Origin of the sequence: Francisella sciaenopsi (assembly GCF_045862875.1) — a bacterium.
In the GTDB taxonomy this organism is placed as follows: domain Bacteria; phylum Pseudomonadota; class Gammaproteobacteria; order Francisellales; family Francisellaceae; genus Francisella; species Francisella sciaenopsi.
Genome location: NZ_BTHG01000001.1, coordinates 382764 through 408753 on the forward strand (window position 1 = coordinate 382764; position 25990 = coordinate 408753).

A 25990-nucleotide genomic window follows, 5' to 3' on the forward strand; every position below is an offset into this window, starting at 1 on the left:
CTATAAATTCAAGGTTTTAATCAACTAAACCATCTATTCTAAAGATATCACTCACAGATTCTTCGCCATTAGTCTTCTCTACAATTTGTGCAAGTAAAGGAGCTAAGGTAATAACTTTAATTTTATTACAAGCTTCAGCATGTGGTTTTAGAGGAATAGAGTCTGTAACTATAAGCTCCTCAATAGCTGAATTTTCAATATTTTTGATAGCATCTCCGGATAATAATGGATGTACACAAAATGCAGAAACTCTAGCCGCTCCACCCTTTTCAACCAGAGCTTTTGCTGCTTGACACATTGTCCCACCAGTATCCATGATATCATCAACTAATATACAATGCTTACCTTCAACATCGCCAATTATATTCATAACTTCTGCTACATTTGGTCTAGGTCTTCTTTTGTCTACAACGGCAATCTCAACACCTAAATTCTTAGCTACAGATCTAGCCCTCACTACTCCACCCATATCCGGAGAAACGATTTTTATATTCTCATATTTTTCAGGATTTTTACGCACATGTTCTAAAAATATTTTTGTAGCAAATGCATTATCAAATGGAATGTCAAAGAAACCCTGAATCTGTTCAGCATGAATATCAACCGATAAAATTCTATCTAAACCAACAGCCTGAAGAAGATTTGCTACAACTTTTGCAGATATTGGCACTCTTGCTGATTTTGATCTTCTATCTTGTCTAGCATATCCAAAATATGGTAGAACTGCAGTTACTCTTTCAGCTGATGATCTTTTTAAAGCATCAATTAGAAGTATCAACTCCATCAAGTTATCAGACGGTGGGCACGTAGACTGAATAACAAAAACATCCTTACCACGAACATTTTCATTCAATACAACATGTATCTCACCATCTTTAAACCTATCAACCGTAGCATTACCAAGAGTTGCTCCTAATTCCTTTGCTACCTCACAAGCAAGCTTTTTAGAAGCATTACCACTAAAAATCATCAAATCTTCAGACATACCTATATAACCTTTTAAAATTCACACACCTTACGCCCATCAATTTTAATGTTTTTTAGAAACTTTAAAAGTCTAAAAACAAGTTTTTATCTATTATTTTAGTATTTGCTGTATATTACCATGTCTTTTGAATTAGGATTTTGTCTTTGTTATACTACCGACACAATTCAAATCAAATATTTCTATATTTAAATCACTTTATGAAATTTAAAATCTTTGAAAATACCTTTCAGCCAGGTGAAATGGCAACCTTAGCAATGCCATTACCAAGTCAGTACTCTTGTGCTCCTATGTATCTACCAATTAAAATTCTTAATGGTGTGAAAGAAGGTCCATGCATCCTAATTTTTGGTATGGTTAGTGGTGATGAGTTTAATAGCATTGAAATCATTAACTCTATACTAGAAAAGACTAACCCTAAACAACTGCATGGTACTATAATTGCTATACCAGTATTAAATGTTTTTGGCCTAGTACATGCCATAAAACATAGTCCTACTTTAGAAGAATCTTTCCCTGGAAATGAGTCCGGTTCATATATGCACCGCTATGCACATAGAATAACTCAAGAGATAATTAAAAAAACTGATTATTCAATCCAAATTAAAACTGGTGCATTAAATCATGAAATACTACCTCAAGTATATTTCAATGCTGAAGATGAAGAATCTGTCAAAATGGCTAGAGCCTTTCAAGCCCCTGTTATTACTGCTGTAAACATGAGTCGCTCAAGTATTCGTAAGATTCACCAAGACTTAGATATACCATTCATTTGCTATGAAGCAGGTGAAGCTAATAAGTTTGATGAAGAGGCTATAAATGTTGGTGTTGCAGGTATTCAAAATGTAATGCGCAAAATTGATATATTAAAAGATCAAAATTTTGTTCAACAGGTTAAACCTCTTGTCTCAGAAGACACTGAATGGACAATATCAGATAAACCAGGAATTTTAAGAACAGAAATTGAGCTTGGTACAAGGGTCAAAGAAGGTGAAAAAATAGGCAAGCTAATAGATCCTTTTGGTAACGATGATAGTGTTAATCTAAAATCTCCAATTGATGGAATCATATTGGGTATTAACAACTACCCTATGATTAAAGAAGGTGATTTAGTATTCAAAGTATCATCATTTCAAGATGATGAAAAAGCAGAAGCAAAAATAGAAAGTTGGGAAGAAATAACAAAAGAAAATTTTAGTGATGAATAATAGATTATCTTTTTTGGCAATCACTATATGGCTGACTTGCGCTGTATTTTTCATGTATGAGTTCTTATTAAGAACCATATTAGGTACATTCGAGCATCAAATAATATCTGATCTTGACTTAAGTATACTAACTTTTAGTATTCTTAGTTCTACCGCTTATCAGCTTACATATGGAATAATGCAAATTCCAGTAGGTATTATTACTGACAAACTTGGACTAAAAAAAGCTTTAACCTTAGCAATACTAGTATGTGCCTTAGGAGTTGGATTATTTGGCCTATCAAATAGTTTTGCTGCAGCTCTAGTATATAGAGTTATGATAGGTTTTGGTGCTTCTTTTGGCTTTTTATGTTTATTAATTGCTGCATATGACTGGCTACCACACAAACATATTGGTTTATTTATAGGTCTTTCACAATTTATTGGGGTGCTTGGCCCAATGCTTGCAGCAGGTCCTCTAGAGTCTTTGTCGCAAGCTGGTGGTATAGACTGGCGCTATGTATTTATTATATTAGCAATAGTAGGTGTCGTTCTAGCTGGAATAACTATAGTTATAGTAAAAAACAATGATCAGTCCGGTGAATTAGGCAAAAATAGATTCATTATTCTAAATACCCCAACATCAGTAATCAAAGAAATTCAAAGTATATTTTCCAATAAACAAATTTGGTTAATTGCAGTTTTCTCAGCTACTACCTATTTAGCTATAGAATATCTTTCTGAAAATGCTACAAAAAGCTTTTTATCCTTAAATGGCTTTGATGCTAAATTCAGTTCTTATTTGATCACCTTAGCATGGCTAGGGTATGGCATTGGCTGTCCTAGTCTTGGTGTAATATCTGATCGTATAAAAAGAAGAAAGCCCGTTATGATTTTTGCTATCTGCTTAACTTTTGTTTCGCTAGCTACAATTATTTTCTTTCCAATAAATCAAGCAATACTATATTTATCATTCATATGTTTAGGCTTAGGAGCTAGTGGACAAAGCATAGGATTTGCGATTATTGCTGAGCAATCTAGTTCTGGATGTAGAGCAGCGGCATTAGGAGTTAATAACTTTCTTATTATGCTATCAGTCGGAGTTGGTTCACCGATTATTAGTGAGGTTTTTGATTTATTTTCTAATCAAGGCAAAAATCCATCTATAACAAGCTATCAAACTAGTTTAAGCTTGTTGTTGGTATTTACTGCTCTAGGTGTGTTAATAAGTATATTTTTTATCAAAGAAACATTCTGTAGATCCAAAAAAGAAGTGATTTTTGTAGATGTGAAATAAAGTATTTTTTTAAAACTTACTTAACTTATCTAAACTAATCTCACGCATTCTATATTTTTCTATGACTAATAAGAATATTATTAAAGTGCTTATAAATAAAGGTACTATTAAATATAAAAAAGCTCTATCAAAAACATTCATATCTATTCGACCAGTCAATGGACCTCCATTTAGATATACACTAATATAGCTGATTAAATATTGAAATATCGCTCCACATAGTCCTATAACCATATTAACAATAGCTAATGCGGTAGCTTTAATTTGTGCAGGAAATATCTCTTCTACTACTGAAAATGCCAAAAGCATACTCGAAACCGAAAATCCTATTATAAAAAATATAATATATAAGTAACTAACTGTGATAGAACTTGCAAATATAATTACAGATGAAAATGCTAATAAAGTAATTAAATTACAGATTAGCATCCATATTCTCTTTTCACCAAATAGACTAGCAATAAAACCATGCGATGGTCCTCCAACTGCTATCCCTACGAACATCATTACACTTATTTGTGCTGCTGTGTGCTGTGATAAATTATAAGCCTGCTCTAAAAATAAAACATCATAAAGCTCTGAAAACGAATTAACAACAATGCCAACCATTAATCCTGCATAAATTGCTAATAACCATAACTTCTTATTTAGAAGCAATTTTAAACTTTGACCAAAGCTCAAATACTTAAAATTATTAGTAGGATTTTTAATATTTATCGATGATTTCAAAAAAATAATTATTATTAAACTCCAAAAAATACCAAAATAACCTATTAAGGCTAAAGCTGATTGCCAACCATGAAGGATCACTAAATGATTTAGTAATACTTGACCAAATATTCCTCCAAGTACTCCTATCGTATTAGTCAGTCCTACAGCGATAGGAAATACCCTCTCGGGTAAAACATCGGAGGCTACTTTTAATGTACCTATAAAAGCTACCGCTGAACCTATGGCAATTAAAATTCTCCCTATTAGCATAGTATCTAAGCTTGGATCATATACAAATAGTAAAATCCCCAAACTCATGACTAAACACGATATTGATAACATTATTTTAGAGCCAAACCTATCTAACATCATACCAGCTGGAACCTGAGATATAGCATAAATAGGAAAATATATACTCATCACATAAGCTATATCCTCTATGCCAACTCCCATATCTGTAGATATTGGTTTGATTAAAACACTTGGTGCAGTATGCTGAAAATAGTCCAAACCATAGAAGATCGCAGCCACGATCCAAATACCCCACCCTACTAACAGAGTATATTTCTGAGTCCTCATCCGCCAATACATATTGTTAGCTAACCATATTTATAGGATATAGAAAAAAACCTTCTTTTACGATCAAATATCATTAAGTTTAGATCTAATTACTTTAATTTTATAAATAGTAATACTATAAATATTCAAATATATTGTATTTCCTTATATTTGTAGCAAAAAGAATTATATATTTTAGGGTTATTTAAATTCAAAATTTAAAAAATAAATCATATACTTTATTAATTCAATTAATATCCTTTGGATACTTCTATGACAACATATAACGAGCTAATATTTAATAGTGTTTCTACACTTGTTATTACACTAATTATCATTATTATAGCCATCTTGTCATTTCACATACTGAAAAAAAGAAAAACAACAATAAAACAGGTTAATAAGTTAAAATCTCGAATAATATATATCAGCATAATAATTTTCTTTTTAATAATAATTAAAATATGGCTTGGTGGAATTACTAACTTATTTACAATGTTGAGCTTAGTAGCTGCCGGTTTAATAATAGTAAATAAAGAAACTGTCATGAATCTTGTTGGCTGGATTATAATTAACTGGAGAAGTTTATTTTCTGAAGGAGATTATATCCAAATTCAAGGGCAACACGGTTATATTACAGAAGTAAAGTTATTTTATTTTAGAATGTATGAAACAAATGAACATGGTGATAAAAAAACGACTGGTAAGCTTCTAAAATTTCCAAACTCAATAGTTATTACTAGCATTATTTCGACATTTACTAGTGATGAAAATATTATGCTACATAAAGTTCCTTTTCTGATAAATACAGAACAAAATGTGCTAAAAATAAGAGATAATTTAGACTCTAAAATTAAAAAAATAATTGCAAATAAATACTCATTCGATGAAGACTTCTCAAAAAGTAGTATTCTTAGTAAAAATAAACTCAAACAATGTGGAATATATAATTTTGCTCCAAATGTTGAGATAAAAACTATTGCAGACAAAGAAAATATCGTAAATTTACAGGCTTATTTTTATTGTTATATAGATGATAAAAAAGAAATAGAACAGCAATATATTCAAGAGCTAATCAAAGAAGTTAAAACTAAGCTTTCTTCCTAATAAACTTTTTGATATATAAATTAATAGTACTAATCCATAATGGACTAAACAATAATGACAATGATATCAATGTTATACAATATTGGTACATAGTATCTGATAGAATTCCTGAAACATATCCCATAGAAATCAATACAAAACTGAATTCTCCAATTTGAGATAACATTGCGCCACCTATCAATGCTTCATCAGTCCTTTGACGTAACGCCTTAAAAATAAGTGCATTTATTGTTGTATTTAAGACATAAGTTAGTAGTAATAATGAGATGAATAAAGATATATGATTCCAAAATAGGTTAAGATCAATCAACATACCTATAGAAATAAAAAAGAGCGCCATAAAAATTGTTTTGACAGTAGAAAGACTGTGGCCAACCCACTCTGTTTCTTCGACAGTAGATACAATCATTCCTCCAATAAAGGCCCCTAATGCTGAGGATAGCTCTAAAGACTCAGTTAGCCCAGCCATACCAAAACAGATGACTAAAGCAGCAAAAACTCTCATTTCCTCATCTTTGCCTAATACAGATATAAATGGTATTTTTATATTTTTTTTAACAGCCATAATTGCAGCGATTGATATAACTAAAATACCTCCTACAACTTGTATCAATATTTGACTAACAGATGGCTCTTCGCCGCCAATAATTCTTATAATAATAAGCATTGGCACTACTGCTAAATCTTGAATTAAAAGTACACCAAGTACATTTTGACCTAAACGTGTCTTCATACTGCCATTATCATTCAATAATTTAAGTACAACCGCTGTACTACTTAGACTAATCACGGCACCAAATAGCAATATCTTAGCTAGACCCCAATCCAAAACGTAACCAATAATAGATACAATAAAGCTAGTTACTAGCATCTGTAGCATTGTACCTATAGTAGGAACCTTCCAGTTTTCAGCAAACTTTCTAGGCGATACTTCCATACCTGCAAAGAATAATAACAGTATTACACCGATTTCTCCTAACCTAGCTAAATTTTCCTGATCTTGAATTAATTTTAGTCCATAAGGACCTAACAAAATACCAGTTAAAAGATAAGCAACCACGTATGGCTGCTTTAGTTTTTTGAGAACAATAGTGACAATTAATACACCTAGCATCACTACGACAAAAAGAGGGAAAAGAGGCTCGCTATGCATACTCAAAAATTCTATAATATCCTACGATAATAATACTTTATAAACCCAATAAATTACACAACAATAATTAATTTTTTCTAAATTAGTTATTTAAAATAACTAGCTATCTGGTTTTATAGCTGACAATGACAAATATCCTGAAGATAACGGTTTTGCAATTGGCTCATGGGCAAAATTAGAGTTTGAAAACTCCAGTTATATTGTCGAAAATAATATAGGTATTGTCATGGGTAACAAGCACTTGACTCAAACTGATGGTACAAAGGTAATAGCTAACTATATACTATGGGATTCAAGCAAAATGCCAAAGGTGAAATGCAAATCGTGCTACATCATTCATCTTTGCCGTATTCTCCAGTATAATTAACTAATAAATAATACAAAATATAGATAATGGCTACTAAAAAACCTCAAAGTTGGACTTTTCTAACAAATCATTCACATGTGTTATGTCTAATTAATAGTAACCCAAACATTACTATTAGAGATATGGCTATCAGGGTTGGGATCACTGAAAGAGCGGTCCTAAATATACTCAGTGACCTAACCGAAACAGCATATTTAACAGTGAAAAAAGTAGGTAGAAATAACCATTACAGTATGAATAAAGACAAAAATCTTCGTCATCCTATCGAAAATCATTGTACTATTGATGATTTTCTGAAGCCTTTATCGAAAAAAATTTCTTAATATTATTTAACGTCACTTATCCTATTTGGAAAATATCTTTGCAAAATGTAGTGTAAAATTCCCATTAGAGCATGAGCATAAATATATATCTCAACAGGATCAACAAGTGTTTTATGAATAGATTTTAAACTATCAATATATGCTGACTGATAGTTCCAAGCCGTAAACCAAAAAAATCCTGTAACCCAAGCCAGAGTCAAAGCTAATAAACCTAAACCTTGGACTATGGCAGCAATACTACCACTACGAGCATTAGGTAATTTAAATTTTATCAACTCTAATATATCTTCTCTTAGCACTGAGAAATCACCATATAAATATGGAAAATAGTATCTTAAACCTCTTTTGTCTAATGACATAATAAGCAATAGTACGCTTAATACCGCTATCCCTAGCCCACAAAGCATATGAATATATGCCCATGCGTTGAGTCCATATTTAGTATGTACAAAATTACTATTTATAATCTGAAATAAAACAGCCATACCTACTACAATATGTAGAATACGATAATTTTTGTCTTGTGACTGTCCTAAATATTCCCAAAACGACTTTATAAAAGAATATGTCTTGTTGCAAAAATTCATATTTTACTCATTATCTCCCATAGCATTTTCAACTAGATTATTATCAAGCTCTTTTTTAGGTTTTATATTTGATATTACTTTTAGTTTTTCAACTTGACCAATTAAATTTCCACGACCTGTTTTTAACTTACTAAAAGCATTCTCATAAGATTTATTAGCATCAGTTATAGATTTACCAACTTTTTCTAGATCATCAACAAATCCTACGAACTTCTTATATAGCTCTTCTGCCCTACTATATATATCTGTGATACTCTGAGCTTGCTTTTCATAGCGCCAAGTATTCTCAACTGCTCGTAATGCTACTAATAAAGTTGTTGGGCTAACTAGGATTATCTTTTGCTTAAATGCTTCATCATAAAGATTAGTGTCATTATCTAGTGCTAACAACAAAGCGCCCTCCACAGGTATAAACATAAATATAAAGTCCAAAGAATTTATACCTTTTAGATTCTCATAGTTTTTATTTGCAAGACCTTTGATATGCTCACGAATAGATCTTATATGAGCTTTGAGGTGGGCTTGCTTCTGCTCTTCATCTGCCGCCATATAATCATTGTACGCAAATAACGAAGTCTTAGCATCTATGATAATATCTCTACTATCAGGTAACTTAACAACCACATCAGGACGATATGCTTTACCCTCATCATCAGTAGTATGCTTTTCACGGAAGTACTCAAAACCTTCACGAAGACCAGATTTCTCAAGGACATTCTCAAGCACCATCTCACCCCAGATTCCTTGTTGTTTTGTACTACTTCTAAGAGCATTTGTGAGATTATGAGCCTCTGTAGTCATTTTTTGATTTAGCTCTTTAAGAGTTTTTAACTCATTCTGCAAAGCGCCTCTAGCAGTAGACTCTTTATCATAAACATCTTCTACTTTCTGCTTAAAATCTTTTAACTGTTCACGTACAGGATTTAAAACACTATTTAAGCTTTCTTGATTACGCTCATTAAGCTTTTTTGAATTATCTTCAAAGATTTTACTGGCTAAATTCTCAAACTCAGTTTTTAGTTTAGCCTCACTATTTTGTAATAACTCTAACTTATCTTTCATAGCAGCATTTTGTTCTTTAAGCTGAGTTTCAAGCACTGATACTTGAGACCTATAGTTTTTTATTTCTTCGATATAGCGATAAGACTTTTCTCTCTCTTCTTTAAGCTCCTGCTTAAGCTCATCTATACGAAGATTATTATCTTGTTTTAACTCTAAATTCTTTTGCTTCTCTTGATCTAAAAGTGTATCAAAAGTTAATTCTTTACTACGCAAAGATAATAATTCTTGCTGTACTGAATTTTTATAATCTTCAAATTGAGTCTGAATATGCTTTGTTTCTATAGATTTTTTATTAAGTATAAAAAATAGCACTATGCCACAAACGACTAATAGCACTATCAATGCTATAGCTAATATCATTTTAAATTCCTTAGATTATTTATTTTTTGATCTTATAGACCCTTGTAGAGCCTTGCGAATTGCTTCTGCAGCTGTTTTTGATTCTCCAATAGTACCACGAATCATTTTTTCTGCATCTTTTTGTTTATAGCCAAGAACTAAAAGTGCATCTACTGACTCACTAAAGATTGAATTTGAAATAGCCGCTGGTGTTTGAGCTTGTTGAGAATTATTAGTATTTACAGATACTGAAGCATCAGATGACTGACTATAAATCTCATTTGCCATTTTTAATAATTTATCATAAATCTCAACAACTAAACGCTCAGCTGTTTTTTTGCCAATACCCGGTACAGTAGCTAACAACCCATAATCTTTATTCTCGATACAATGCAAAAGTGTTGTCGAATCCATACCTGATAATATTGCAATAGCTGTCCTAGCTCCTATTCCACTTACTTTAATTAATTCTTGAAAGACTTTTTTATCAACCTTTGTTTTAAAACCGTACAATTGCTGGGCATCTTCACGAACTACAAAATGCGTATACAAACTAATTTGACTGTTAATTTCACCTAATGAGTAAAATGTAGTCATTGGAACAAAAACTTCATAGCCTAAGCCATTTACATCTATAAGCAAAGCTGTAGGGTCTTTTTCAATTAAAGTACCTTTAATAAAACTAATCATCATCTATACCTTAGCACTTTTGAATTATAGCTAGTTTCAAGCTAACCATGAGCGCAACTAAAAATGCAACTGGAAGAATCATAAGTGCAACAGAAATATCTAAATCAAAACTATTCACTAAAATCCCAACAATAAGAGGAACAACAAATCCAGAAAGCATAACAACAGTATTATTTATACCAAAAAATATAGACTTTGGTTTTTCCGCTCTATAGTTAGCAATTACTGTAAATGATAATGTTTGTCCAGCAGCGGCACAACCTATCAAAAATAATATTATCATACTCATTGTATGACTCAAATCCATGAATAATAACGCACAGACACAAACAAAGCCTAATAAAGACACAACAAACAACATATTAACTTTATTTTTAAATTTATCATATAAAAATCCAAAAAATGGACTACCGATACCTAAACCTAACCATAAAAAAGCTACAGAATATGATGCTTGTGTTGCAGTAAAGCCCTTAGTCTCTAACAAACTCACACCCCATATCGCCCCTAAAGTAGGTATAGAGCAATAAATAAAAAAAGCATAAAAATATATCGTAATTAAATTCTTATTTAAAAGGTTGCCTTTAATTTCACTATTTACTTCTTGTTTACTCAGAGTCTCTGCAGCTTTAGCACCCTCTTTAACAAATATTAATATTAAAGCTGCTAAAAAAATTCCTACAATAGCAGATATTAATATTACTAATCTCCAGCTATCTAAATAGCTAACAAAAAATAATAATGGTCCACCAGCTAAGATTGGACCGAGAGTCCCTAATATCTGAGTAGATCCTGATAAAATCCCCATATACCTTACAGGGAACCACTGAGTTGAAATTATTAGCAATCCCAAGAAACCAAATGCAGCACCAATCCCCATCAAACATCTAGCAAAAATCGCGACATATATACTTGACGTTAAAGAAAATAATAAAGCTCCTAAGGCACAAGCAATAGTTGCAAAAAATAGTGATTTTTTTATACCGTATTTATCAAATATAAAACCCACAGGGACTTGCAACGCTGAATAACAAAGATAAAAAGCACCACCAAATAATGAGAAGCTAAATGCTGTCGCTTGAAAACTATCGACAATCTCTTGATGTAATGAATTTGGCAATACTCTTAAGAAAAACTCATAAAAGAAAAATGTTGCACCAATAAGCCAAACTGTACAAGCTCTAAAGTAGTATTTTGAATTCATTTTATAAACTATTTTTTTATCTTAATAACGCAATTATAAGCACTGAAGACTACATAAACAAATATATTTATGTATTAATTATAAAAAAATTTTTTGATTTTGCTTAACCCATTTTTTGGTTTTTTCTGGAACTTCTTTATGATTAAACATTTGCTCAAAAAATTTCAGTTTTAGACCATCCTCATTACCAAACATTTCATCTAGTAGTTGTCCAAACTGTTCTGCCACAAGACTATCTTGCTTATTCTCCAAACCAATAAATATGCTTCTTAATCTAGTTGTAAAGTAAGCTTGCATAGCTTTATCTATCCAATTAATTACCTTCTCAGTAACTATATTGCTTCCAAGTTTCCCTGTCATAAAACCTTTATTCCATACAGTATGTTTTAGGCCTGCATATCTCCTACCATAAAGATTATAAACAGCTGCATGAATCCTCTCACCCATTTTAATACCATATTCACTATATGGATCTTTCTCTAAATTTAGACTAATTTCTTCACAAAGAGTTTTCCATCTTTTATTAAAAACTTCTTCTGTTATTTTTTTCTCTTGTTTTAATTGATTATATTGTTGCTTTTCTAAATCATTCAAAACTTCTTCAAGAGAGTTTTCATAAACTTCTGACATATTAGACTCCTTAATCATATTAAACACTTTACTAATATCAAAAGGCTTTAAATCATCTCGCTCTATAAATTTAGAGAGTATGATTATTAACTTTTCAAGCTGATCTTTTTGCTTTTTTAAGGTATTTAATTGTAATAAAAAACTCTCTTTAATATCTAACTTCTTATCCAAAATCTGTTTTATTTGCCTCAAATTAAAACCAAATGTTTTTAGAACTATTATATTTTGAAGTTTTAGTAGATCTTTTTCTGTATAAATCCTATAACCATTTAGATTACGTACAGGAACTAGCAAACCTAAGCTATCATAATGATGTAAAGTTTTGACAGATACATTTGTCAATTTGCTAATTTCTTTTGTATACCACTGCATAAAAAACCTTTTACTTTTTGATATGTTGGAATGTTAAGGTATTACCAAAGGTCAGGGTCAACTGTTTTTTTAAAATTATTTGATTCTTTTATGTACAACTCGACTTGCTCCAGCAATTCTAGCTAGAGACTTACTACTATGATAATGACATATTGCTATAGCTAAAGCATCAGCAGCATCTTCAGGTGGCTTTTTACTTAAACCTAGTATTGACTGCACCATATGTTGAACTTGAGATTTAGCAGCTCCACCAGTTCCTACTACAGCTTGCTTGATTTGTTTGGCTGAATACTCTGATACTTCAAGACTATTAATAGCAAGTGTACACATCGCTACTCCTCGAGCTTGTCCAAGCTTAAGCGCCGCACCAGGATTCTGGAACATAAAGATCTGTTCTATAGCTGATTCAGTAGGAGCATAAGTATTTACAACTTCTGTAATACCATCAGCTATTTGCTTAAGTCTTCTAGCTGTACCCGTTTCTGTAATTCTGATACAACCACTTGCTACATAATATACCCTATTATCCTGAACCTTTATGACTCCAAAGCCTGTAATTCTAGAACCTGGATCTATTCCTAAGATTACCATTTATACACTTTTTAAATTAAATAAACTTATAAAAATTTTATTATAGATAATTTTCAATAGATAGAAGCTTTTTGGATGTTACGCATAATATTCATATCATCAAGTCACAACCTGACATTACAATAAAAAATATGAAAAAACTATCCTAATTGCTCCATTAACTCTTGAGTGAAATTAACATTAGAGTATACATTTTGTACATCATCAAGATCTTCTAATCTATCAATCAAATTCATAACCTTCTCGGCAATTTCAATATCAAGTTCAGCTTTTGTTTCTGCATCAAAAGTTACTTCAGCATTATCAGAAGTAAAACCTTTTGCAATCAATGCTTCTTGCACATCAGAAAAATCATGAGGTGTTGTGAAAATATCTATACTACCGTCTTCATGAGTAATAATGTCTTCTGCACCAGCTTCAAGAGCTACTTCCATAAGAACATCCTCATCAACACCCGGAGCAAATGAAATAATACCTTTTTTGGTAAACATATAAGCCACTGAACCATCAGTACCTAAGTTACCACCACTTTTTGTAAAAGCATGACGAACTTCCCCTACGGTACGATTGCGATTATCAGTCATACAATCTACTATTATAGCAACTCCACCTGGTCCATAACCTTCATAGCGCACCTCTTCAACATTAGCACCATCATCTCCACCTGCACCTTTAAGTATAGCTCTCTCAACAGTATCTTTACTCATATTATTAGCAAAAGCCGTTGCTATGGCTGCTCTCAAACGCGGGTTTGCATCTTTATCTCCACCCCCTAGCCTTGCAGCAACAGTTATTTCTCTAATAAGCTTTGTAAAGATTTTTCCTCTTTTAGCATCTTCTTTAGCTTTTTTATGCTTAATATTAGCCCATTTACTATGACCTGCCATTTTTACACCTACTTTATTTATATATAACTAACTACTTTTTCTACTAATTTATCAATACCCTGAGATACTTCTAAAATATTTTTAGCACACATATATGCTGGAGTTGACACAACTTTTACAGATTCATCAACGCATATATCAGTCGCATCCATCAGAACAGCTTCTGCACCCTTTTTCTCTAGGATAGCTGATGTATTCTCATCTGTACCAACAGTTGCTTTTGTACCCTCTGGATAAACCAAAGGAATCATCAATGGTGCAATACATATATATCCAGCAGGTTTATCCGCTAAATAAAAAGCTCGCGCGAAAGTCAACACATCTTGATTCATCTGATAAGTTTCGTCACCAACAAATGCAAAATCCATGATATTTTTGGCAGCTCCAAAACCACCAGGGAAAATGATTGCATCATACTCATCACTGTCTGCATCTGCTATATCGATAACATTACCTCTAGTGATACGTGCAGATTCTTCTAAAATATTGCGAGGAGATGCTTTGCTATCAACACTTTGATGAAGATGATTGATAACATGTTTTTGGTTTTTATTAAGTGCAACTCCTTGCCATTCTACACCTTGCTTTTCTAATGCTAGTATTGTTAAAACAGTCTCTTGTATCTCTGAGCCATCTAGATAACCACATCCAGATAATACTACAGCTATTTTTGCCATTTTAAATTCACCTTTATGTTTTATTATTTTATAAATCTAGATTATTTCTTTTGAAAACTCTATCTGCTCTATAGCTTGATCTAACCATAGGGCCAGATGCTACTTCTAAAAACCCTTTTTCAAGTCCAATTCTACGATATTCTTCAAATTGCTGTGGTGTAACAAATCTTTCTACACTCAAATGATGTTTAGTAGGCTGCATATATTGACCAAGGGTTATTATATCTACACCTACACTACGTGCATCATCCATAGTCTTATATATTTCTTCATCAGTCTCGCCAAGACCTACCATAATACTAGTTTTAGTCAGAATATTAGGAGACTTTTGCTTAACATATCTCAAAAACTCCAGTGTCTGCCAATATCCAGCTCTTGGATCACGCACAGGATGGGTCAAACGCTCTACAGTCTCAATATTCTGAGCTATTACATCAACGTTTGTATTAATAATTTTATCAACATTTTCTTTAACTCCAGAAAAATCGGGAGTCAATGCCTCAACCTTTATGTTCTCATCAAGATTTTTGATAGCAGTAATTGTAGCTGCATAATGTCCTGCTCCACCATCTTCTAAATCATCACGATCTACAGATGTTAGTACGACATATTCAAGATTCATGACTTTAACACTTTCGGCTGTATTTTGAGGTTCCTCTTTATCTAACCATCCTTTTGGATTACCAGTATCTACTGAGCAAAATTTACAAGCTCTAGTGCACACAGCACCCATCAGCATAATCGTAGCTGTTCCATGAGACCAACACTCATTGATATTTGGACACTTTGCTTCTTCACAAACTGTAGAGAGTCGATTTTTTTTAGTTATCGATTTAACCTTCAAATATTCTTTTGAATCTTGTTTTTTTACTTTTAACCATTCTGGTTTGCGTATATGCACAGAATTTTCTTTCTTGTCTCTAATACCATCTTTGACGGCATGAAAACCATGGTCTGTAGTGTACTTTGTACCACTTTCAACTTTTACCTTTATATTAGATATTTCTTTCATACAATTATTGGAGCATTTGCTTGATCTATAATTTTCACTACATTATAAAAGATAAACTCCTATTTATAAATATTTACTTTCAGATTATCTGTTTTATAGAAATCATTACTTACAACCATATAGAAAAAATCGACTTATATATAATTTGCAGATGATTCCAAAAACATTTAAACTGTAACAGAATGATAAAAAAATAAGGAAAATACTATGCTATCACAAAAATTACTTGATGCTTTAAATGATCAATTTAATTATGAACTAGAGTCTGCCAATCTTTATCTAGCTATGGCTGGTTACACGTCAGATATTGGTTTAGGTGGCTTCACTAATTGGTTTATGGCTCAGTATGAAGAAGAACTTTTCCATGCAAAAAAAATAATGAAATTTATCTATGATAAAAATGGTCGTATTGAGGTTAAATCTGTTGCTGCTCCACAAAATAATTTTAATTCGTTACTTGAAGCTTTTGAAGCGACTCTTGAACATGAACAAGAAGTTACTACTAGATTTTATAACCTAATGGATATAGCACTAGAAGAAAGAGAACATGCTACTAAGAGTTTCCTACAATGGTTTATAGATGAGCAAGTTGAAGAGGAAGCTACTGTTGGTGACATGATCAATAAGATCAAAATTGTTAAAGATAGTGGCTTATATTTGCTAGATCAAGAAGCTGCTAAAAGAAGCTTTAACGCTCCTAATTTAGGTTAATAACTTATACAAATTCTATATTTTTTCTTCTCATAAATCTTATCAAAAAATATGCAAGTATAAACACAAACACTCCTACAGACATAACACTAACACTTGTGTCAAAAAAATAACTTCGATACAAACCAGCACTATCTACGGTACTAATACCATCTTTGGGAAGAGCTACTACTTGGTTTAACAATCCTGTAATAGAGTTTGCCATAGATGAAGATATATACCATGCTCCCATTGCAAAACCTATTGTTTTACTATCACAGTATATACCTATCATACTAAGCCCAATTGCACTTACAAACAACTCTGATATCGAGATTAATACATACGATAAGGTAATATAATTACCACTAATTACGCCATTGTTTGCTATAGAGAATCCATAATACATTATAAATAACCCTATAGCCGCCAACAAAACTCCAACAGCAAATTGGTAAGGTATATAAAATCTTGGTAAAAGTGGATATATTCTTATAAGTAGCATACCACCAAATATTATCAAAATTGGATTAACCATCTGATAGCTCGCAGGATTTACACTAAACCCAAACATTAAGAGATCTGAGTTATTTTTTGCTGCCATAACAAGAGTAGATTCCATTTGATTATAGATAACAAAAAATACTACAGCTACAACTATTAATATCAAACCAACTATTTGCTTAATACGTACATCATCTTTTAAGAAAAATATTGTTCTAAATAAGAATAGTAATAAACAGAACATGCTAATACCTGCTACTACAACATTTGCATAGTCTGGATAGTGATAACAAATTACTGTAAAAACATATACTATGGCTAAATATCCTAAAACAACTTTCTTAGCCATACTTGTCATTGGCTTTTTATCAATTTCATCAACAACATTATCATAGATTTTATATCTATAAGAAAAGTTTGCTATCGCTATTAACTTTCCAACAAAAACTACACTTAATACTGCTAAAGCACCAAATTGGTATCCAATTAATGAAGGAGCTACTAAATAAGCTAGTAAGCTACCTAAGTTAATAGATATATAAAACATTGTCATACCACTTTTTGCATGTACAGGATCTTTGCTATAAATTTTTGATACCATAGCTGATGCGGTTCCTAACTGTAAAGAGCCACACACAGGGACTAAAGCGAATGCAAAAATAAAAAACTCATTACTGAAATGCACCATAAAACCACTTAAAAATACAGCTAAGTATGCAAAAGCAAGTAGCAAACTTCCCCAAAATATAGATCTTCTCAAACCAAGATATCTATCCGCAATATATCCACCAAACATAATGATTGCGTAATTCATCGCCTTGTAAATACCTTGAAATGAATAAGCATGACTCTCTGAGAAACCAATACCATAATCTAGTACTGATTTTGTTAGATATAAAATTAAAATAGCATTAAAACTATAGGTAGCAAATTGCCCCCAGAATGTAATTGCAGCAATTGTAAAGCTTTGCTTTGTTTTTAGATCTTTAAACATAGATATTCCGAAAGAAAATAAGCTTTATACTAATGTCTTTTATAAAAAATAAAAATAAAAATTTGGCATTTTTTTATTTCCTATTATTTCCTAACATAATCTCTGACTAGCTAAACAAGTTTACCTCTTCCTAAGAGATGCTATAATATCTAAAACTTTTATAATATCAAAAACTATGAAAATATATCTTTATCATCACTGCCCATATTGTATAAAAGTTAGACTAGTGGCTGATCTAAGCAAATTAGACTATGAGATGATAATCTTAGCAAATGATGATGAAAAAGCTCATATAGAAAGAATTGGCTCTAAGCAAGTTCCTTTCTTAGAAAAAGATGATGGAACATTTATAAAAGAGAGTGATGAAATCTGTAAGTTTATATCAAAAACTCAAAATTTTGAGATAGCAGAATCAACGATTGGTAGCTCTGTTAAAGACTCTGTTACTAAATTAGCAGAACATTATCGTAGAATAGTATACCCGCGTATTCCTCACCATCCTCGTAATGAATGTGACTTTCCAACACAAAGCGCTAAAGATTATTTTATAAACAAGAAATCTCAATACATTGGCGATTTTGATGCTCTACTTAGAAATCCTCCCTACGATTCGATTATAGGGATCAATAAAATTCTCAAAGAAATAGCCCCCTTTGTTAAAACCCCTTTCATCAATGGTGATAACTTCTCTTGGGATGATATAAATATTTTTCCAATATTCTTTATACTAACTATGGCTAGGGATTTAATTGAGATTCCTGATAGTATTAACTGTTACATAAAAAATATCGAAACCAAAACAAATATAGAACTATATTAAGATGATTATATCCATAGAAGCAATTGATAAAATACTACCTCAGACACAATGCCAAAAATGTACTTATGATGACTGTTATAGTTATGCTAAAGCTATTACAAATGGCGAAAATCACAACAAGTGTATAACTGGTGGAGAAAAGACTTTAAAAGAGTTATCAAAACTTTTAAATAAACCTGAAATACCACTAGATAGCTCACTTGGAGAATACAAACCTCGTGCTGTAGCAAAGATTGATGAATCAATGTGTATTGGTTGTGAGAAATGCTTACTTGCATGCCCGGTTGATGCTATTGTAGGTTCAAAAAAACTCATGCACACTATAATTGAATCAGAATGTACTGGTTGTGAACTTTGTATTGAACCATGTCCGATGGATTGTATATCTCTAGTTAAATTGGCTGCTGATATGCAACCAATAAATCTAAATCAGAGTGAATATATTCAGCAAAAAAATCACTACCGAGATAGATATGAGTATCACAAACATAGAGTAAGCCAGACAAAAGCTAAGCAAAGAGCTGTTTATAAAAATATTGCTACGGCTCAAGAAATAGATAAAAAAGCTTATATTGCGGCTTCATTAGCAAAATATAAAAATAGAAAAAAGTCTACACCAAATAATGAATAGACAGAAGAGAATCCAAATTTTTGAAACTTGGAAAAAAAATGACCCTCATCCAACGACTGAGCTTGAATATAACTCTAACTTCGAACTATTGATTGCTGTTATTCTATCCGCTCAAGCCACTGATGTAAGTGTAAATAAAGCTACTCATGTTTTATATAAAATTGCTAATACTCCTGAAACAATATATGCCCTTGGAGAACAAAAGTTAGCCCAATATATTAAATCTATTGGGTTATATAAAACTAAAGCAAAAAATGTGATCTCAACATGTAAAGATTTAATCGAAAAATTTGATAGCCAAGTGCCTGATAACTTCGATGATCTAATATCTCTAGCAGGTGTTGGTAGAAAAACTGCAAATGTAATTCTTAACACAGCATTTAATCAACCAACTATGGCGGTTGATACTCATATTTTTAGACTTGCTAATCGTATACCATTAGCAAAAGGTAAAAATGTTGATGAAGTTGAAAAAAAGCTCTTACGTGTAATTCCTAAAGAGTATCTTCAAGATGCACATCACTGGATAATACTACATGGTAGATATATATGCACAGCTCAAAAACCTAAATGTCGTAATTGTATAATTTTTCAGTACTGTGAATTTAAGGATAAGGAAAAATATTTATGATTTTCTCTCATGATAGATACCAACTTCGCAAGCTTTTTATAGATAGCTGGAATAAGTTTCTAAATAAACAACCACTAACAGCTATTGAAGAACAAATATCTAGAATTATAGAGCTACATCCTGAATACCATAAGCAAATTACTGTTGAAAACATTGATAAAGATTATTCGCCTGAGATGGGACAAATAAATCCTTTTTTGCATATTAGCCTTCATTTAGCAATTATCGAACAAGTACAAACTAATCGCCCTATCGGGATAAATACCACGTATCATCAGCTACTTAGTAAATATAGCAATGATGAGCATAAAGTACATCATCTTATGATAGACTATCTAGCAGAGGAAATGTGGCTATCACAGAAATATAATATTCTACCAGATGAGCAAAATTATTTAACAAAATTACAAGAGTTAGTGCTTAGATAATGAGAAATGTTAAAAAAATATCTAAAGTAAATATTCATTTTAAGCAACCTAAAGGTCTACATATCATAGCTTTTATGACATTTTGCTTATGTTTATGTATTGGACCTTTTATGACTATTTTAAATAGTTATGGTGATATTGATTTATTTTATAATAGGAATGATTATCTCTTTGTAATCTTTTTTGCTGGAATTTTTGGCTGTATCAGTAATTATCTTTTCGGTTCAACCAAATCAATAGTGCATGGACTACAGCTCATAATCATCGCTATGATTCTGTCATTTATACACAATATTGTACTATTTAGTTGCTCTGTATTATGGATTGGTGTAGCAATAGTTATTGTTAATCTTCTATTTAATTTAAGTGCTTTTTATTTAAAAACAGATTTACGTAGAATGTATGGCTTTATAGGTGTCTACTCTAGTGCTTTACTTGGCATTGCGATAGGTATTATCACTTATATTACAATCTTCAAGGACATGTATAGTTTCAAGATATTCTACCTATTTATAACAATATTTTTACTGGTATTTTTCCTAAAAAATAGTTACAAACTTAACACTTCTTTAACAAATCAAACAGAGCGAATTGATATTAGCTTTTATGGGGTATTATTAATTTTCTTTATTTTTTCATTTATATTATTTTATTTGCTACAAAATCTTAATGTCTTTAGTAGCCTAAACTTGGTTATCTTACCAATATCTTTGATTTATCTGCATATTCTCACTATTTCAAATAATAAAGAAAGTGGTATAAATCTTCTAAAATATGTATATTTCAGTTTAGGTCTTCTTGCAGTGAATAAAATCTTTTATCTTAGTTTCCTTAGATATGAAAATGTCGTGAATCCAAAATATCTTAATTCACCTTTAAGCACATCATTATTTCTACTAGCTGGATATTTTATATGTATAATCATATATTTTGGATGGAGATTTAAACTAATAACTCTACGTATAGAATCAATTACAAAATCTCATCTTATAAAAACTATGTTATACATAGAAACTTTTAGAGTTTTTATTTTAATGATAGCTATTTTTACCAATAATACTCTTTTTTGCAATTTAGCTTTGATTATTGCCACAATATTAGCTTTAGTTTTAAATATTTTTATTGTCCCTATATATTTTTCACTAGGTAAAATACTTGCTGGTGGTAAAAATGAAGTTATCACAACTAGTCTACTATATCTAATATTTTCTTCTTTGATATTTGTGTCTTTCCTATATGATATTTCTATTACTTTATAAATAATTTTCTTGTAATTTTAGCTTCGCACCCCATATTTAAGAATATACAATTATGCTATAATCGTAGCTGATTAAATTTTATTCATATATAAAACATTTAAAAAAGGAGAAAAAATGAATAACTTTGAAAACAATACTCGTGTAATAGACTCCCTATCACAAGAGTCTGTACTAAGAGCTAACAGAGTTCTTAGAAATACATACTGGTTACTATCAATGACTCTACTATTTAGTGCTTTGATGGCTTTCGTTGCTATGAGTTCAGGTGCTGCGGTATTAAACCCTATACTGATGCTTGTAGTTTATATTGGTCTATTGTTTGGTATCAATGCCACTAAAAACTCTCCTATGGGAATAGTTTTAACATTTGCACTAACTGGACTATTAGGATACTCACTAGGCCCAATTCTAAATTTATATATTCATCAGTTCTCAAATGGTGCTGAGCTTATAATGATGGCTTTTGGTACTACAGGTCTAATTTTCTTAGGTCTATCTGCGGTTGCTATGAGCCCTGCTAGAAACTTTAATAGAGTAGGATCATTCTGCGCTATAGGTGCTATTGTTGCAATAGTTGCTTTAGTGCTTAATATCTTCTTACAGATACCTGCTTTAGGGTTTGTGATTTCATTAGTGTTTGCATTTATCTCTGGTGGATTTATCTTATGGCAAACAAATGCTATCGTAAGAGGTGAAGAAACTAACTATATCTTAGCAACTGTTAACATATATGTTTCTCTATTTAATATCTTCGTAACTCTATTACAAATCTTTGGTGCTGTAGCTGGCGATAGAGACTAATTTATATTATTATTTATTCTAATAATTTCTAATCTACTAAGTTTCAATGCTCAACAATCAAATATCTGCAAAAGATACTATTGTGTCTAATGCTTATGGTTCTTCTTTTAGTATCCTGTTTAACGAATATCTTAAACAAAATCGCGACTTTAATCTAATAGTTGCTGAAGACTCTCAACAAGCACATAGAGTTTATGATGAATTAAAGTATTTAAATAAAGACTCAAAAATAGAAGTATTCTATTTTCCTAACTTAGAAATACTACCTTATGATAGATTTTCTGCAGCAATAGACATTATCTCAAGAAGACAAGAAATATTGCATAAACTTACACAGAATCCTAAAAACACTCTAGTAATAACAAGTATTTCAAATACATTAAGAAAACTTCCACCTGCCAAGTTTATCAAAGAACATAGTTTCATACTTAAGACAGGCGATAGCTTAGATATAACTAAACAAAAAATATTACTAACAGAAACTGGATATACCTTAGTAAATAATGTTTTTGAAAAAGGTGAATTTAGTATTCGTGGTAGTATTATTGATATTTTCCCAGTTGGATCAAAAGTAGCTTTTAGAATTGATCTTTTTGATGATGAGGTTGATACAATCAAAGAGTTAGATACAGAAACTCAACGTTCTGGCAAAGAAATAAAATCTATAAATATTATGCCTTCACATGAGCTGATTTATAATTCACAAAATACTTCTTTAGCACTACAAAATCTTAAAACATTGTGTGGCGAGCAAGCTCAAAAGTCAACTATTGCAACATATATAAAAAATAATGAATACTTTAGTGGTATAGAGTTCTATTTACCATTATTTTATCCTGAACTTGTTAGTATATTTGACTACTTACCAAAGTCCGCAAATATCCACCTTATTGACAATATTAGCAACTCAATTGAAGCATTCTCAGAAGAAGTTAAATATAGATATAACGAGTTAAAGCATGATATTGATAGACCTGTTTTACCATATCAAGAACTTTTTTATTCACAAAAAGAAGTCAAAGATCTGTATGAAAAACATCAACATATCAAATGGTTCCAACAACCAAAATCTAAGTCTAAAACTCTAAATATAAATCATCTAGAAAAAATCTCAGCAAACTATAAATTAGCTAATCCTTTTAGGGATTTACAAAAATTAATAGATAGCTCTAATTTTGATAAAGTTATATTTTCAACTGATTCCAATGGACGTGGTGAAATACTTTTAGAGCATTTGAATAAGTTACAGTTAAATATAAGAATTGCAAAAAGTTTTGACGATGCTCTTAAAATCAAAGATAAATTTTGCTTAATTATCTCTCCATTTCAAGAAGGTGTAATAATTGATAAGAGAGTCATATTAATCACTGAATCAGACCTTTTTCCTGAGCATATTCAAAATTCTTCTAAGATATCAGAACATGATCATCACCCTACTGTTGACCTTAAAGATCTGACAGATCTAAAACCAGGAATGCATGTAGTCCATATTGATCATGGTATTGGCAGATACGAAGGCTTAGAAAGTATTGAATTAAATGGAAAAAAAGATGAGTTTATACTTCTAAGATATGCAAATGATGCAAAAATTTATGTGCCAATCACTTCATTAAATCTAATTTCTATTTATAACTCTTCTATTACTGAAAAAATAGCATTAAATAAACTTGGTTCAGATAAATGGAAAAAGCAAAAAGAAAAGACTATCAAAAAGATTATTGATGTTGCTGCTAATCTCTTAGAAATATATGCAAAAAGAGAAATGCGACAAGGATTCAGTAACTCTTTAGATGAAGAAGAATATCTACGATTCTGTGCGGACTTTCCATATGAAGAGACTCCTGATCAACTCTTAGCGATAAATGATGTCTTCAAAGACATGATATCAGCTAAGCCTATGGACAGGCTTATTTGTGGCGATGTTGGTTTTGGTAAAACAGAAATCGCCATGCGAGCAGCATTTCTAGCAACTCAAAATCAAAAGCAGGTAGCAATTCTAGTACCTACAACTATTTTAGCTCAACAACACTATAATAGTTTTAAAGACAGATTCGCTAATACTGCTGTAAATATCGAAGTTATCACTCGTTCAAAAACAGCAAAAGCACAAGAAGAGCTTTTTGATAACCTCAAAAAAGGTACTGTTGATATAATAATTGGCACACATAAGCTTATATCCTCAAAAATTGACTTTAATAACTTGGGCTTATTGATTATTGATGAAGAGCATCGTTTCGGTGTCGCGCAAAAAGAAAAATTAAAAGCCCTTAAAGCTGAAATAGATATTCTGACAATGTCAGCAACTCCTATTCCACGTAGTTTAAGCATGGCATTCTCAGCACTTCGTGATCTATCAATTATTGCATCTCCCCCTGCTAAACGTTTATCTGTAAAAACATTTGTTAAGGAATATGATAATAATATAATCCGTGAAGCTGTAAGTCGTGAAACCATTCGTGGTGGGCAAATTTTCTATCTTTATAATAAAGTTGATACTATTCAAAAGAAAAAAGAAATTCTCCAAGAACTATTCCCTCGTTTGAGAATAGCTATTGCTCATGGTCAGATGAGTGAAAAAGAAATTCAAAAGATAATGTTTGACTTTAAACATAATAAATATCATATACTACTTTGTACTACAATTATTGAAACTGGTATTGATATTCCAAATGCTAATACTTTAATTATTGAAGATGCTAATAATCTAGGTTTAGCACAACTACATCAATTAAGAGGTAGAGTTGGACGCTCCCACCATCAAGCTTACGCATATATGCTAGTTCCTAGTGAAAGTAGTATTACAAAAGATGCTACAAAAAGATTAGAGGCTATTGGTAGCACTGATTCACTTGGAGGTGGCTTTACACTAGCAAACCATGATTTAGAAATTCGTGGAGCTGGAGAGATTCTTGGACAAGAACAAAGTGGTAATATTGATGGTATAGGTCTAAATCTATATATGGATCTCTTAGATAAAACGATTGCTAATCTTAAAGCTGGCAAGGAGCTAAATATTGAAGATGTCATTAACTCAACAGTTTGTGAAGTTGAACTTAATATTCCAACACTAATTCCTGATTACTATATTAGTGATGTAAATACTAGGTTAAACATTTATAAACGAATTTCAAAAGCCGATCATAAGGAACTAGTAAATATAAAAATTGAACTTATTGATCGTTTTGGTAGGCTACCTGTTGAAGTGTTATATCTTCTAAAAGTTGCTCACATCAAAATTGATGCTATAAGTCTAGGCATTGGACAAATAAAAATGTTTGCCACATCTGGTAAGATTAATTTTGCTAACACTACTAAATTTGAGCCCCAAAAGCTGATAAAACTGATTCAAGCTCAGCCTGCTGATTTTAGAATCACGAAAGAGCAAGATCTACTCATCACAAAAAACACTAAAACTGCTGAACAAAGAATAGAGTTTATAGAGAATTTTTTGAAGAATATAGCCTAATCAAAGGATATATCTATTATAATTCCA

The 25990-nt window shown here is 31.3% G+C and carries 25 protein-coding genes and 1 pseudogene; 13 read left to right on the forward strand and 13 right to left on the reverse strand.

The window, feature by feature from the left end; all coding sequences use genetic code 11:
* Nucleotides 1-16 precede the first annotated feature (16 nt).
* Nucleotides 17-985 carry a ribose-phosphate pyrophosphokinase gene (locus tag ACKTR7_RS01915; RefSeq protein ID WP_407876781.1) on the reverse strand — a complete coding sequence of 323 codons (969 nt, stop codon included), beginning with the start codon at nucleotides 983-985 and terminating at the stop codon, nucleotides 17-19.
* Between the two features lie 200 nt (nucleotides 986-1185).
* Between ACKTR7_RS01915 and ACKTR7_RS01920 the strand changes: the two genes are divergently transcribed.
* The gene (locus ACKTR7_RS01920; RefSeq protein WP_407876782.1) at nucleotides 1186-2193 is read left to right on the forward strand and encodes a succinylglutamate desuccinylase/aspartoacylase family protein; all 1008 of its coding nucleotides are present in this window, start codon (nucleotides 1186-1188) and stop codon (nucleotides 2191-2193) included.
* Nucleotides 2186-3469 (forward strand): MFS transporter, encoded by a 1284-nt coding sequence (locus ACKTR7_RS01925; RefSeq protein ID WP_407876783.1) that lies wholly within the window; start codon nucleotides 2186-2188, stop codon nucleotides 3467-3469. The genes ACKTR7_RS01920 and ACKTR7_RS01925 overlap by 8 nt, the downstream gene beginning before the upstream one ends.
* 9 nt (nucleotides 3470-3478) lie before the next feature.
* On the opposite strand, the gene ACKTR7_RS01930 is transcribed toward ACKTR7_RS01925, so the two are convergent.
* The gene (locus ACKTR7_RS01930) at nucleotides 3479-4759 is read right to left on the reverse strand and encodes an MFS transporter (RefSeq protein ID WP_407876784.1); all 1281 of its coding nucleotides are present in this window, start codon (nucleotides 4757-4759) and stop codon (nucleotides 3479-3481) included.
* Nucleotides 4760-5011: 252 nt separating this feature from the next.
* On the opposite strand from ACKTR7_RS01930, the gene ACKTR7_RS01935 reads away from it, so the two are divergent.
* Complete coding sequence (locus ACKTR7_RS01935; protein ID WP_407876785.1) at nucleotides 5012-5845, forward strand: mechanosensitive ion channel domain-containing protein; 834 nt, start codon at nucleotides 5012-5014, stop codon at nucleotides 5843-5845.
* On the opposite strand, the gene ACKTR7_RS01940 is transcribed toward ACKTR7_RS01935, so the two are convergent.
* Entirely contained in the window at nucleotides 5829-6998 is a 1170-nt protein-coding gene (locus tag ACKTR7_RS01940; protein ID WP_222830787.1) for a cation:proton antiporter, read from the reverse strand. The genes ACKTR7_RS01935 and ACKTR7_RS01940 overlap by 17 nt on opposite strands.
* A gap of 103 nt (nucleotides 6999-7101) precedes the next feature.
* On the opposite strand from ACKTR7_RS01940, the pseudogene ACKTR7_RS01945 reads away from it, so the two are divergent.
* Both ACKTR7_RS01945 and ACKTR7_RS01950 read left to right on the forward strand, forming a co-directional pair.
* Nucleotides 7102-7361, forward strand: a pseudogene (locus ACKTR7_RS01945) (phosphoribosyl-AMP cyclohydrolase); the annotation flags it as partial.
* A 30-nt stretch (nucleotides 7362-7391) separates the two neighbouring features.
* Nucleotides 7392-7688, forward strand: a complete 297-nt coding sequence (locus tag ACKTR7_RS01950; protein WP_222830786.1) for a helix-turn-helix transcriptional regulator — start codon at nucleotides 7392-7394, stop codon at nucleotides 7686-7688.
* A 2-nt stretch (nucleotides 7689-7690) separates the two neighbouring features.
* Here ACKTR7_RS01950 and ACKTR7_RS01955 read toward each other — a convergent pair whose 3' ends face one another.
* The 9 genes from ACKTR7_RS01955 to lipA form a co-directional block, all read right to left on the reverse strand.
* A complete protein-coding gene (locus tag ACKTR7_RS01955; protein ID WP_407876786.1) occupies nucleotides 7691-8275 on the reverse strand; it encodes a cytochrome b/b6 domain-containing protein in 585 nt (194 codons plus the stop codon).
* Nucleotides 8276-8278: 3 nt separating this feature from the next.
* Entirely contained in the window at nucleotides 8279-9697 is a 1419-nt protein-coding gene (rmuC, locus tag ACKTR7_RS01960; protein WP_407876787.1) for a DNA recombination protein RmuC, read from the reverse strand.
* 15 nt (nucleotides 9698-9712) lie between these two features.
* Nucleotides 9713-10366 carry a Holliday junction branch migration protein RuvA gene (gene ruvA / locus ACKTR7_RS01965; RefSeq protein WP_407876788.1) on the reverse strand — a complete coding sequence of 218 codons (654 nt, stop codon included), beginning with the start codon at nucleotides 10364-10366 and terminating at the stop codon, nucleotides 9713-9715.
* Between the two features lie 10 nt (nucleotides 10367-10376).
* Nucleotides 10377-11570, reverse strand: a complete 1194-nt coding sequence (locus ACKTR7_RS01970) for an MFS transporter (protein ID WP_222830783.1) — start codon at nucleotides 11568-11570, stop codon at nucleotides 10377-10379.
* Nucleotides 11571-11648: 78 nt separating this feature from the next.
* Nucleotides 11649-12572 (reverse strand): MerR family transcriptional regulator, encoded by a 924-nt coding sequence (locus ACKTR7_RS01975; RefSeq protein ID WP_407876789.1) that lies wholly within the window; start codon nucleotides 12570-12572, stop codon nucleotides 11649-11651.
* Nucleotides 12573-12647: 75 nt separating this feature from the next.
* Nucleotides 12648-13163: a crossover junction endodeoxyribonuclease RuvC gene (ruvC, locus tag ACKTR7_RS01980; protein ID WP_407876790.1), complete on the reverse strand. Its 516-nt coding sequence runs from the start codon at nucleotides 13161-13163 to the stop codon at nucleotides 12648-12650.
* Between the two features lie 140 nt (nucleotides 13164-13303).
* The gene (locus ACKTR7_RS01985; protein WP_407876791.1) at nucleotides 13304-14050 is read right to left on the reverse strand and encodes a YebC/PmpR family DNA-binding transcriptional regulator; all 747 of its coding nucleotides are present in this window, start codon (nucleotides 14048-14050) and stop codon (nucleotides 13304-13306) included.
* Nucleotides 14051-14067: 17 nt separating this feature from the next.
* Nucleotides 14068-14727 (reverse strand): isoprenoid biosynthesis glyoxalase ElbB, encoded by a 660-nt coding sequence (gene elbB, locus ACKTR7_RS01990; protein ID WP_407876792.1) that lies wholly within the window; start codon nucleotides 14725-14727, stop codon nucleotides 14068-14070.
* Nucleotides 14728-14755: 28 nt separating this feature from the next.
* Complete coding sequence (gene lipA / locus ACKTR7_RS01995; protein WP_407876793.1) at nucleotides 14756-15739, reverse strand: lipoyl synthase; 984 nt, start codon at nucleotides 15737-15739, stop codon at nucleotides 14756-14758.
* 207 nt (nucleotides 15740-15946) lie between these two features.
* Here lipA and ACKTR7_RS02000 point away from each other — a divergent pair, with 207 nt between their 5' ends.
* Nucleotides 15947-16450: a ferritin gene (locus tag ACKTR7_RS02000; protein ID WP_222830777.1), complete on the forward strand. Its 504-nt coding sequence runs from the start codon at nucleotides 15947-15949 to the stop codon at nucleotides 16448-16450.
* Between the two features lie 4 nt (nucleotides 16451-16454).
* Here the strand turns inward: ACKTR7_RS02000 and ACKTR7_RS02005 are convergent, their stop codons facing one another.
* Entirely contained in the window at nucleotides 16455-17927 is a 1473-nt protein-coding gene (locus ACKTR7_RS02005; RefSeq protein WP_407876794.1) for a peptide MFS transporter, read from the reverse strand.
* A 175-nt stretch (nucleotides 17928-18102) separates the two neighbouring features.
* Here ACKTR7_RS02005 and grxB point away from each other — a divergent pair, with 175 nt between their 5' ends.
* From grxB to mfd, 7 genes are all read left to right on the forward strand, one after another.
* Nucleotides 18103-18747 carry a glutaredoxin 2 gene (grxB, locus tag ACKTR7_RS02010; protein ID WP_407876795.1) on the forward strand — a complete coding sequence of 215 codons (645 nt, stop codon included), beginning with the start codon at nucleotides 18103-18105 and terminating at the stop codon, nucleotides 18745-18747.
* A gap of 1 nt (nucleotide 18748) precedes the next feature.
* Entirely contained in the window at nucleotides 18749-19378 is a 630-nt protein-coding gene (locus ACKTR7_RS02015) for an RnfABCDGE type electron transport complex subunit B (RefSeq protein ID WP_407876796.1), read from the forward strand.
* Nucleotides 19371-20009: an endonuclease III gene (gene nth, locus ACKTR7_RS02020; protein ID WP_407876797.1), complete on the forward strand. Its 639-nt coding sequence runs from the start codon at nucleotides 19371-19373 to the stop codon at nucleotides 20007-20009. The genes ACKTR7_RS02015 and nth overlap by 8 nt, the downstream gene beginning before the upstream one ends.
* Entirely contained in the window at nucleotides 20006-20437 is a 432-nt protein-coding gene (locus ACKTR7_RS02025; protein WP_407876798.1) for a DUF1841 family protein, read from the forward strand. The genes nth and ACKTR7_RS02025 overlap by 4 nt, the downstream gene beginning before the upstream one ends.
* Complete coding sequence (locus tag ACKTR7_RS02030; protein ID WP_407876799.1) at nucleotides 20437-21696, forward strand: hypothetical protein; 1260 nt, start codon at nucleotides 20437-20439, stop codon at nucleotides 21694-21696. Before ACKTR7_RS02025 ends, ACKTR7_RS02030 begins: the two co-directional genes overlap by 1 nt.
* A 114-nt stretch (nucleotides 21697-21810) precedes the next feature.
* A complete protein-coding gene (locus ACKTR7_RS02035) occupies nucleotides 21811-22497 on the forward strand; it encodes a Bax inhibitor-1/YccA family protein (protein WP_407876800.1) in 687 nt (228 codons plus the stop codon).
* Between the two features lie 46 nt (nucleotides 22498-22543).
* Nucleotides 22544-25963 (forward strand): transcription-repair coupling factor, encoded by a 3420-nt coding sequence (gene mfd / locus ACKTR7_RS02040; protein WP_407876801.1) that lies wholly within the window; start codon nucleotides 22544-22546, stop codon nucleotides 25961-25963.
* Nucleotides 25964-25990: the final 27 nt, after the last annotated feature.

Excerpts from the sequence above, each read along its gene's own strand:
- ACKTR7_RS02015 (WP_407876796.1), top strand. The coding sequence starts at position 18,749 with ATGATTATATCCATAGAAGCAATTGATAAAATACTACCTCAGACACAA.
- ACKTR7_RS01975 (WP_407876789.1), bottom strand. The coding sequence starts at position 12,572 with ATGCAGTGGTATACAAAAGAAATTAGCAAATTGACAAATGTATCTGTC.
- ruvA (WP_407876788.1), bottom strand. The coding sequence starts at position 10,366 with ATGATTAGTTTTATTAAAGGTACTTTAATTGAAAAAGACCCTACAGCT.
- ruvC (WP_407876790.1), bottom strand. The coding sequence starts at position 13,163 with ATGGTAATCTTAGGAATAGATCCAGGTTCTAGAATTACAGGCTTTGGA.
- ACKTR7_RS01940 (WP_222830787.1), bottom strand. The coding sequence starts at position 6,998 with ATGCATAGCGAGCCTCTTTTCCCTCTTTTTGTCGTAGTGATGCTAGGT.
- ACKTR7_RS01935 (WP_407876785.1), top strand. The coding sequence starts at position 5,012 with ATGACAACATATAACGAGCTAATATTTAATAGTGTTTCTACACTTGTT.
- ACKTR7_RS02025 (WP_407876798.1), top strand. The coding sequence starts at position 20,006 with ATGATTTTCTCTCATGATAGATACCAACTTCGCAAGCTTTTTATAGAT.
- ACKTR7_RS02035 (WP_407876800.1), top strand. The coding sequence starts at position 21,811 with ATGAATAACTTTGAAAACAATACTCGTGTAATAGACTCCCTATCACAA.
- ACKTR7_RS02005 (WP_407876794.1), bottom strand. The coding sequence starts at position 17,927 with ATGTTTAAAGATCTAAAAACAAAGCAAAGCTTTACAATTGCTGCAATT.
- ACKTR7_RS01920 (WP_407876782.1), top strand. The coding sequence starts at position 1,186 with ATGAAATTTAAAATCTTTGAAAATACCTTTCAGCCAGGTGAAATGGCA.
- ACKTR7_RS01915 (WP_407876781.1), bottom strand. The coding sequence starts at position 985 with ATGTCTGAAGATTTGATGATTTTTAGTGGTAATGCTTCTAAAAAGCTT.
- elbB (WP_407876792.1), bottom strand. The coding sequence starts at position 14,727 with ATGGCAAAAATAGCTGTAGTATTATCTGGATGTGGTTATCTAGATGGC.
- ACKTR7_RS01950 (WP_222830786.1), top strand. The coding sequence starts at position 7,392 with ATGGCTACTAAAAAACCTCAAAGTTGGACTTTTCTAACAAATCATTCA.
- ACKTR7_RS01930 (WP_407876784.1), bottom strand. The coding sequence starts at position 4,759 with ATGAGGACTCAGAAATATACTCTGTTAGTAGGGTGGGGTATTTGGATC.
- grxB (WP_407876795.1), top strand. The coding sequence starts at position 18,103 with ATGAAAATATATCTTTATCATCACTGCCCATATTGTATAAAAGTTAGA.
- nth (WP_407876797.1), top strand. The coding sequence starts at position 19,371 with ATGAATAGACAGAAGAGAATCCAAATTTTTGAAACTTGGAAAAAAAAT.
- ACKTR7_RS01970 (WP_222830783.1), bottom strand. The coding sequence starts at position 11,570 with ATGAATTCAAAATACTACTTTAGAGCTTGTACAGTTTGGCTTATTGGT.
- rmuC (WP_407876787.1), bottom strand. The coding sequence starts at position 9,697 with ATGATATTAGCTATAGCATTGATAGTGCTATTAGTCGTTTGTGGCATA.
- ACKTR7_RS01985 (WP_407876791.1), bottom strand. The coding sequence starts at position 14,050 with ATGGCAGGTCATAGTAAATGGGCTAATATTAAGCATAAAAAAGCTAAA.
- ACKTR7_RS02000 (WP_222830777.1), top strand. The coding sequence starts at position 15,947 with ATGCTATCACAAAAATTACTTGATGCTTTAAATGATCAATTTAATTAT.
- mfd (WP_407876801.1), top strand. The coding sequence starts at position 22,544 with ATGCTCAACAATCAAATATCTGCAAAAGATACTATTGTGTCTAATGCT.
- lipA (WP_407876793.1), bottom strand. The coding sequence starts at position 15,739 with ATGAAAGAAATATCTAATATAAAGGTAAAAGTTGAAAGTGGTACAAAG.
- ACKTR7_RS02030 (WP_407876799.1), top strand. The coding sequence starts at position 20,437 with ATGAGAAATGTTAAAAAAATATCTAAAGTAAATATTCATTTTAAGCAA.
- ACKTR7_RS01925 (WP_407876783.1), top strand. The coding sequence starts at position 2,186 with ATGAATAATAGATTATCTTTTTTGGCAATCACTATATGGCTGACTTGC.
- ACKTR7_RS01955 (WP_407876786.1), bottom strand. The coding sequence starts at position 8,275 with ATGAATTTTTGCAACAAGACATATTCTTTTATAAAGTCGTTTTGGGAA.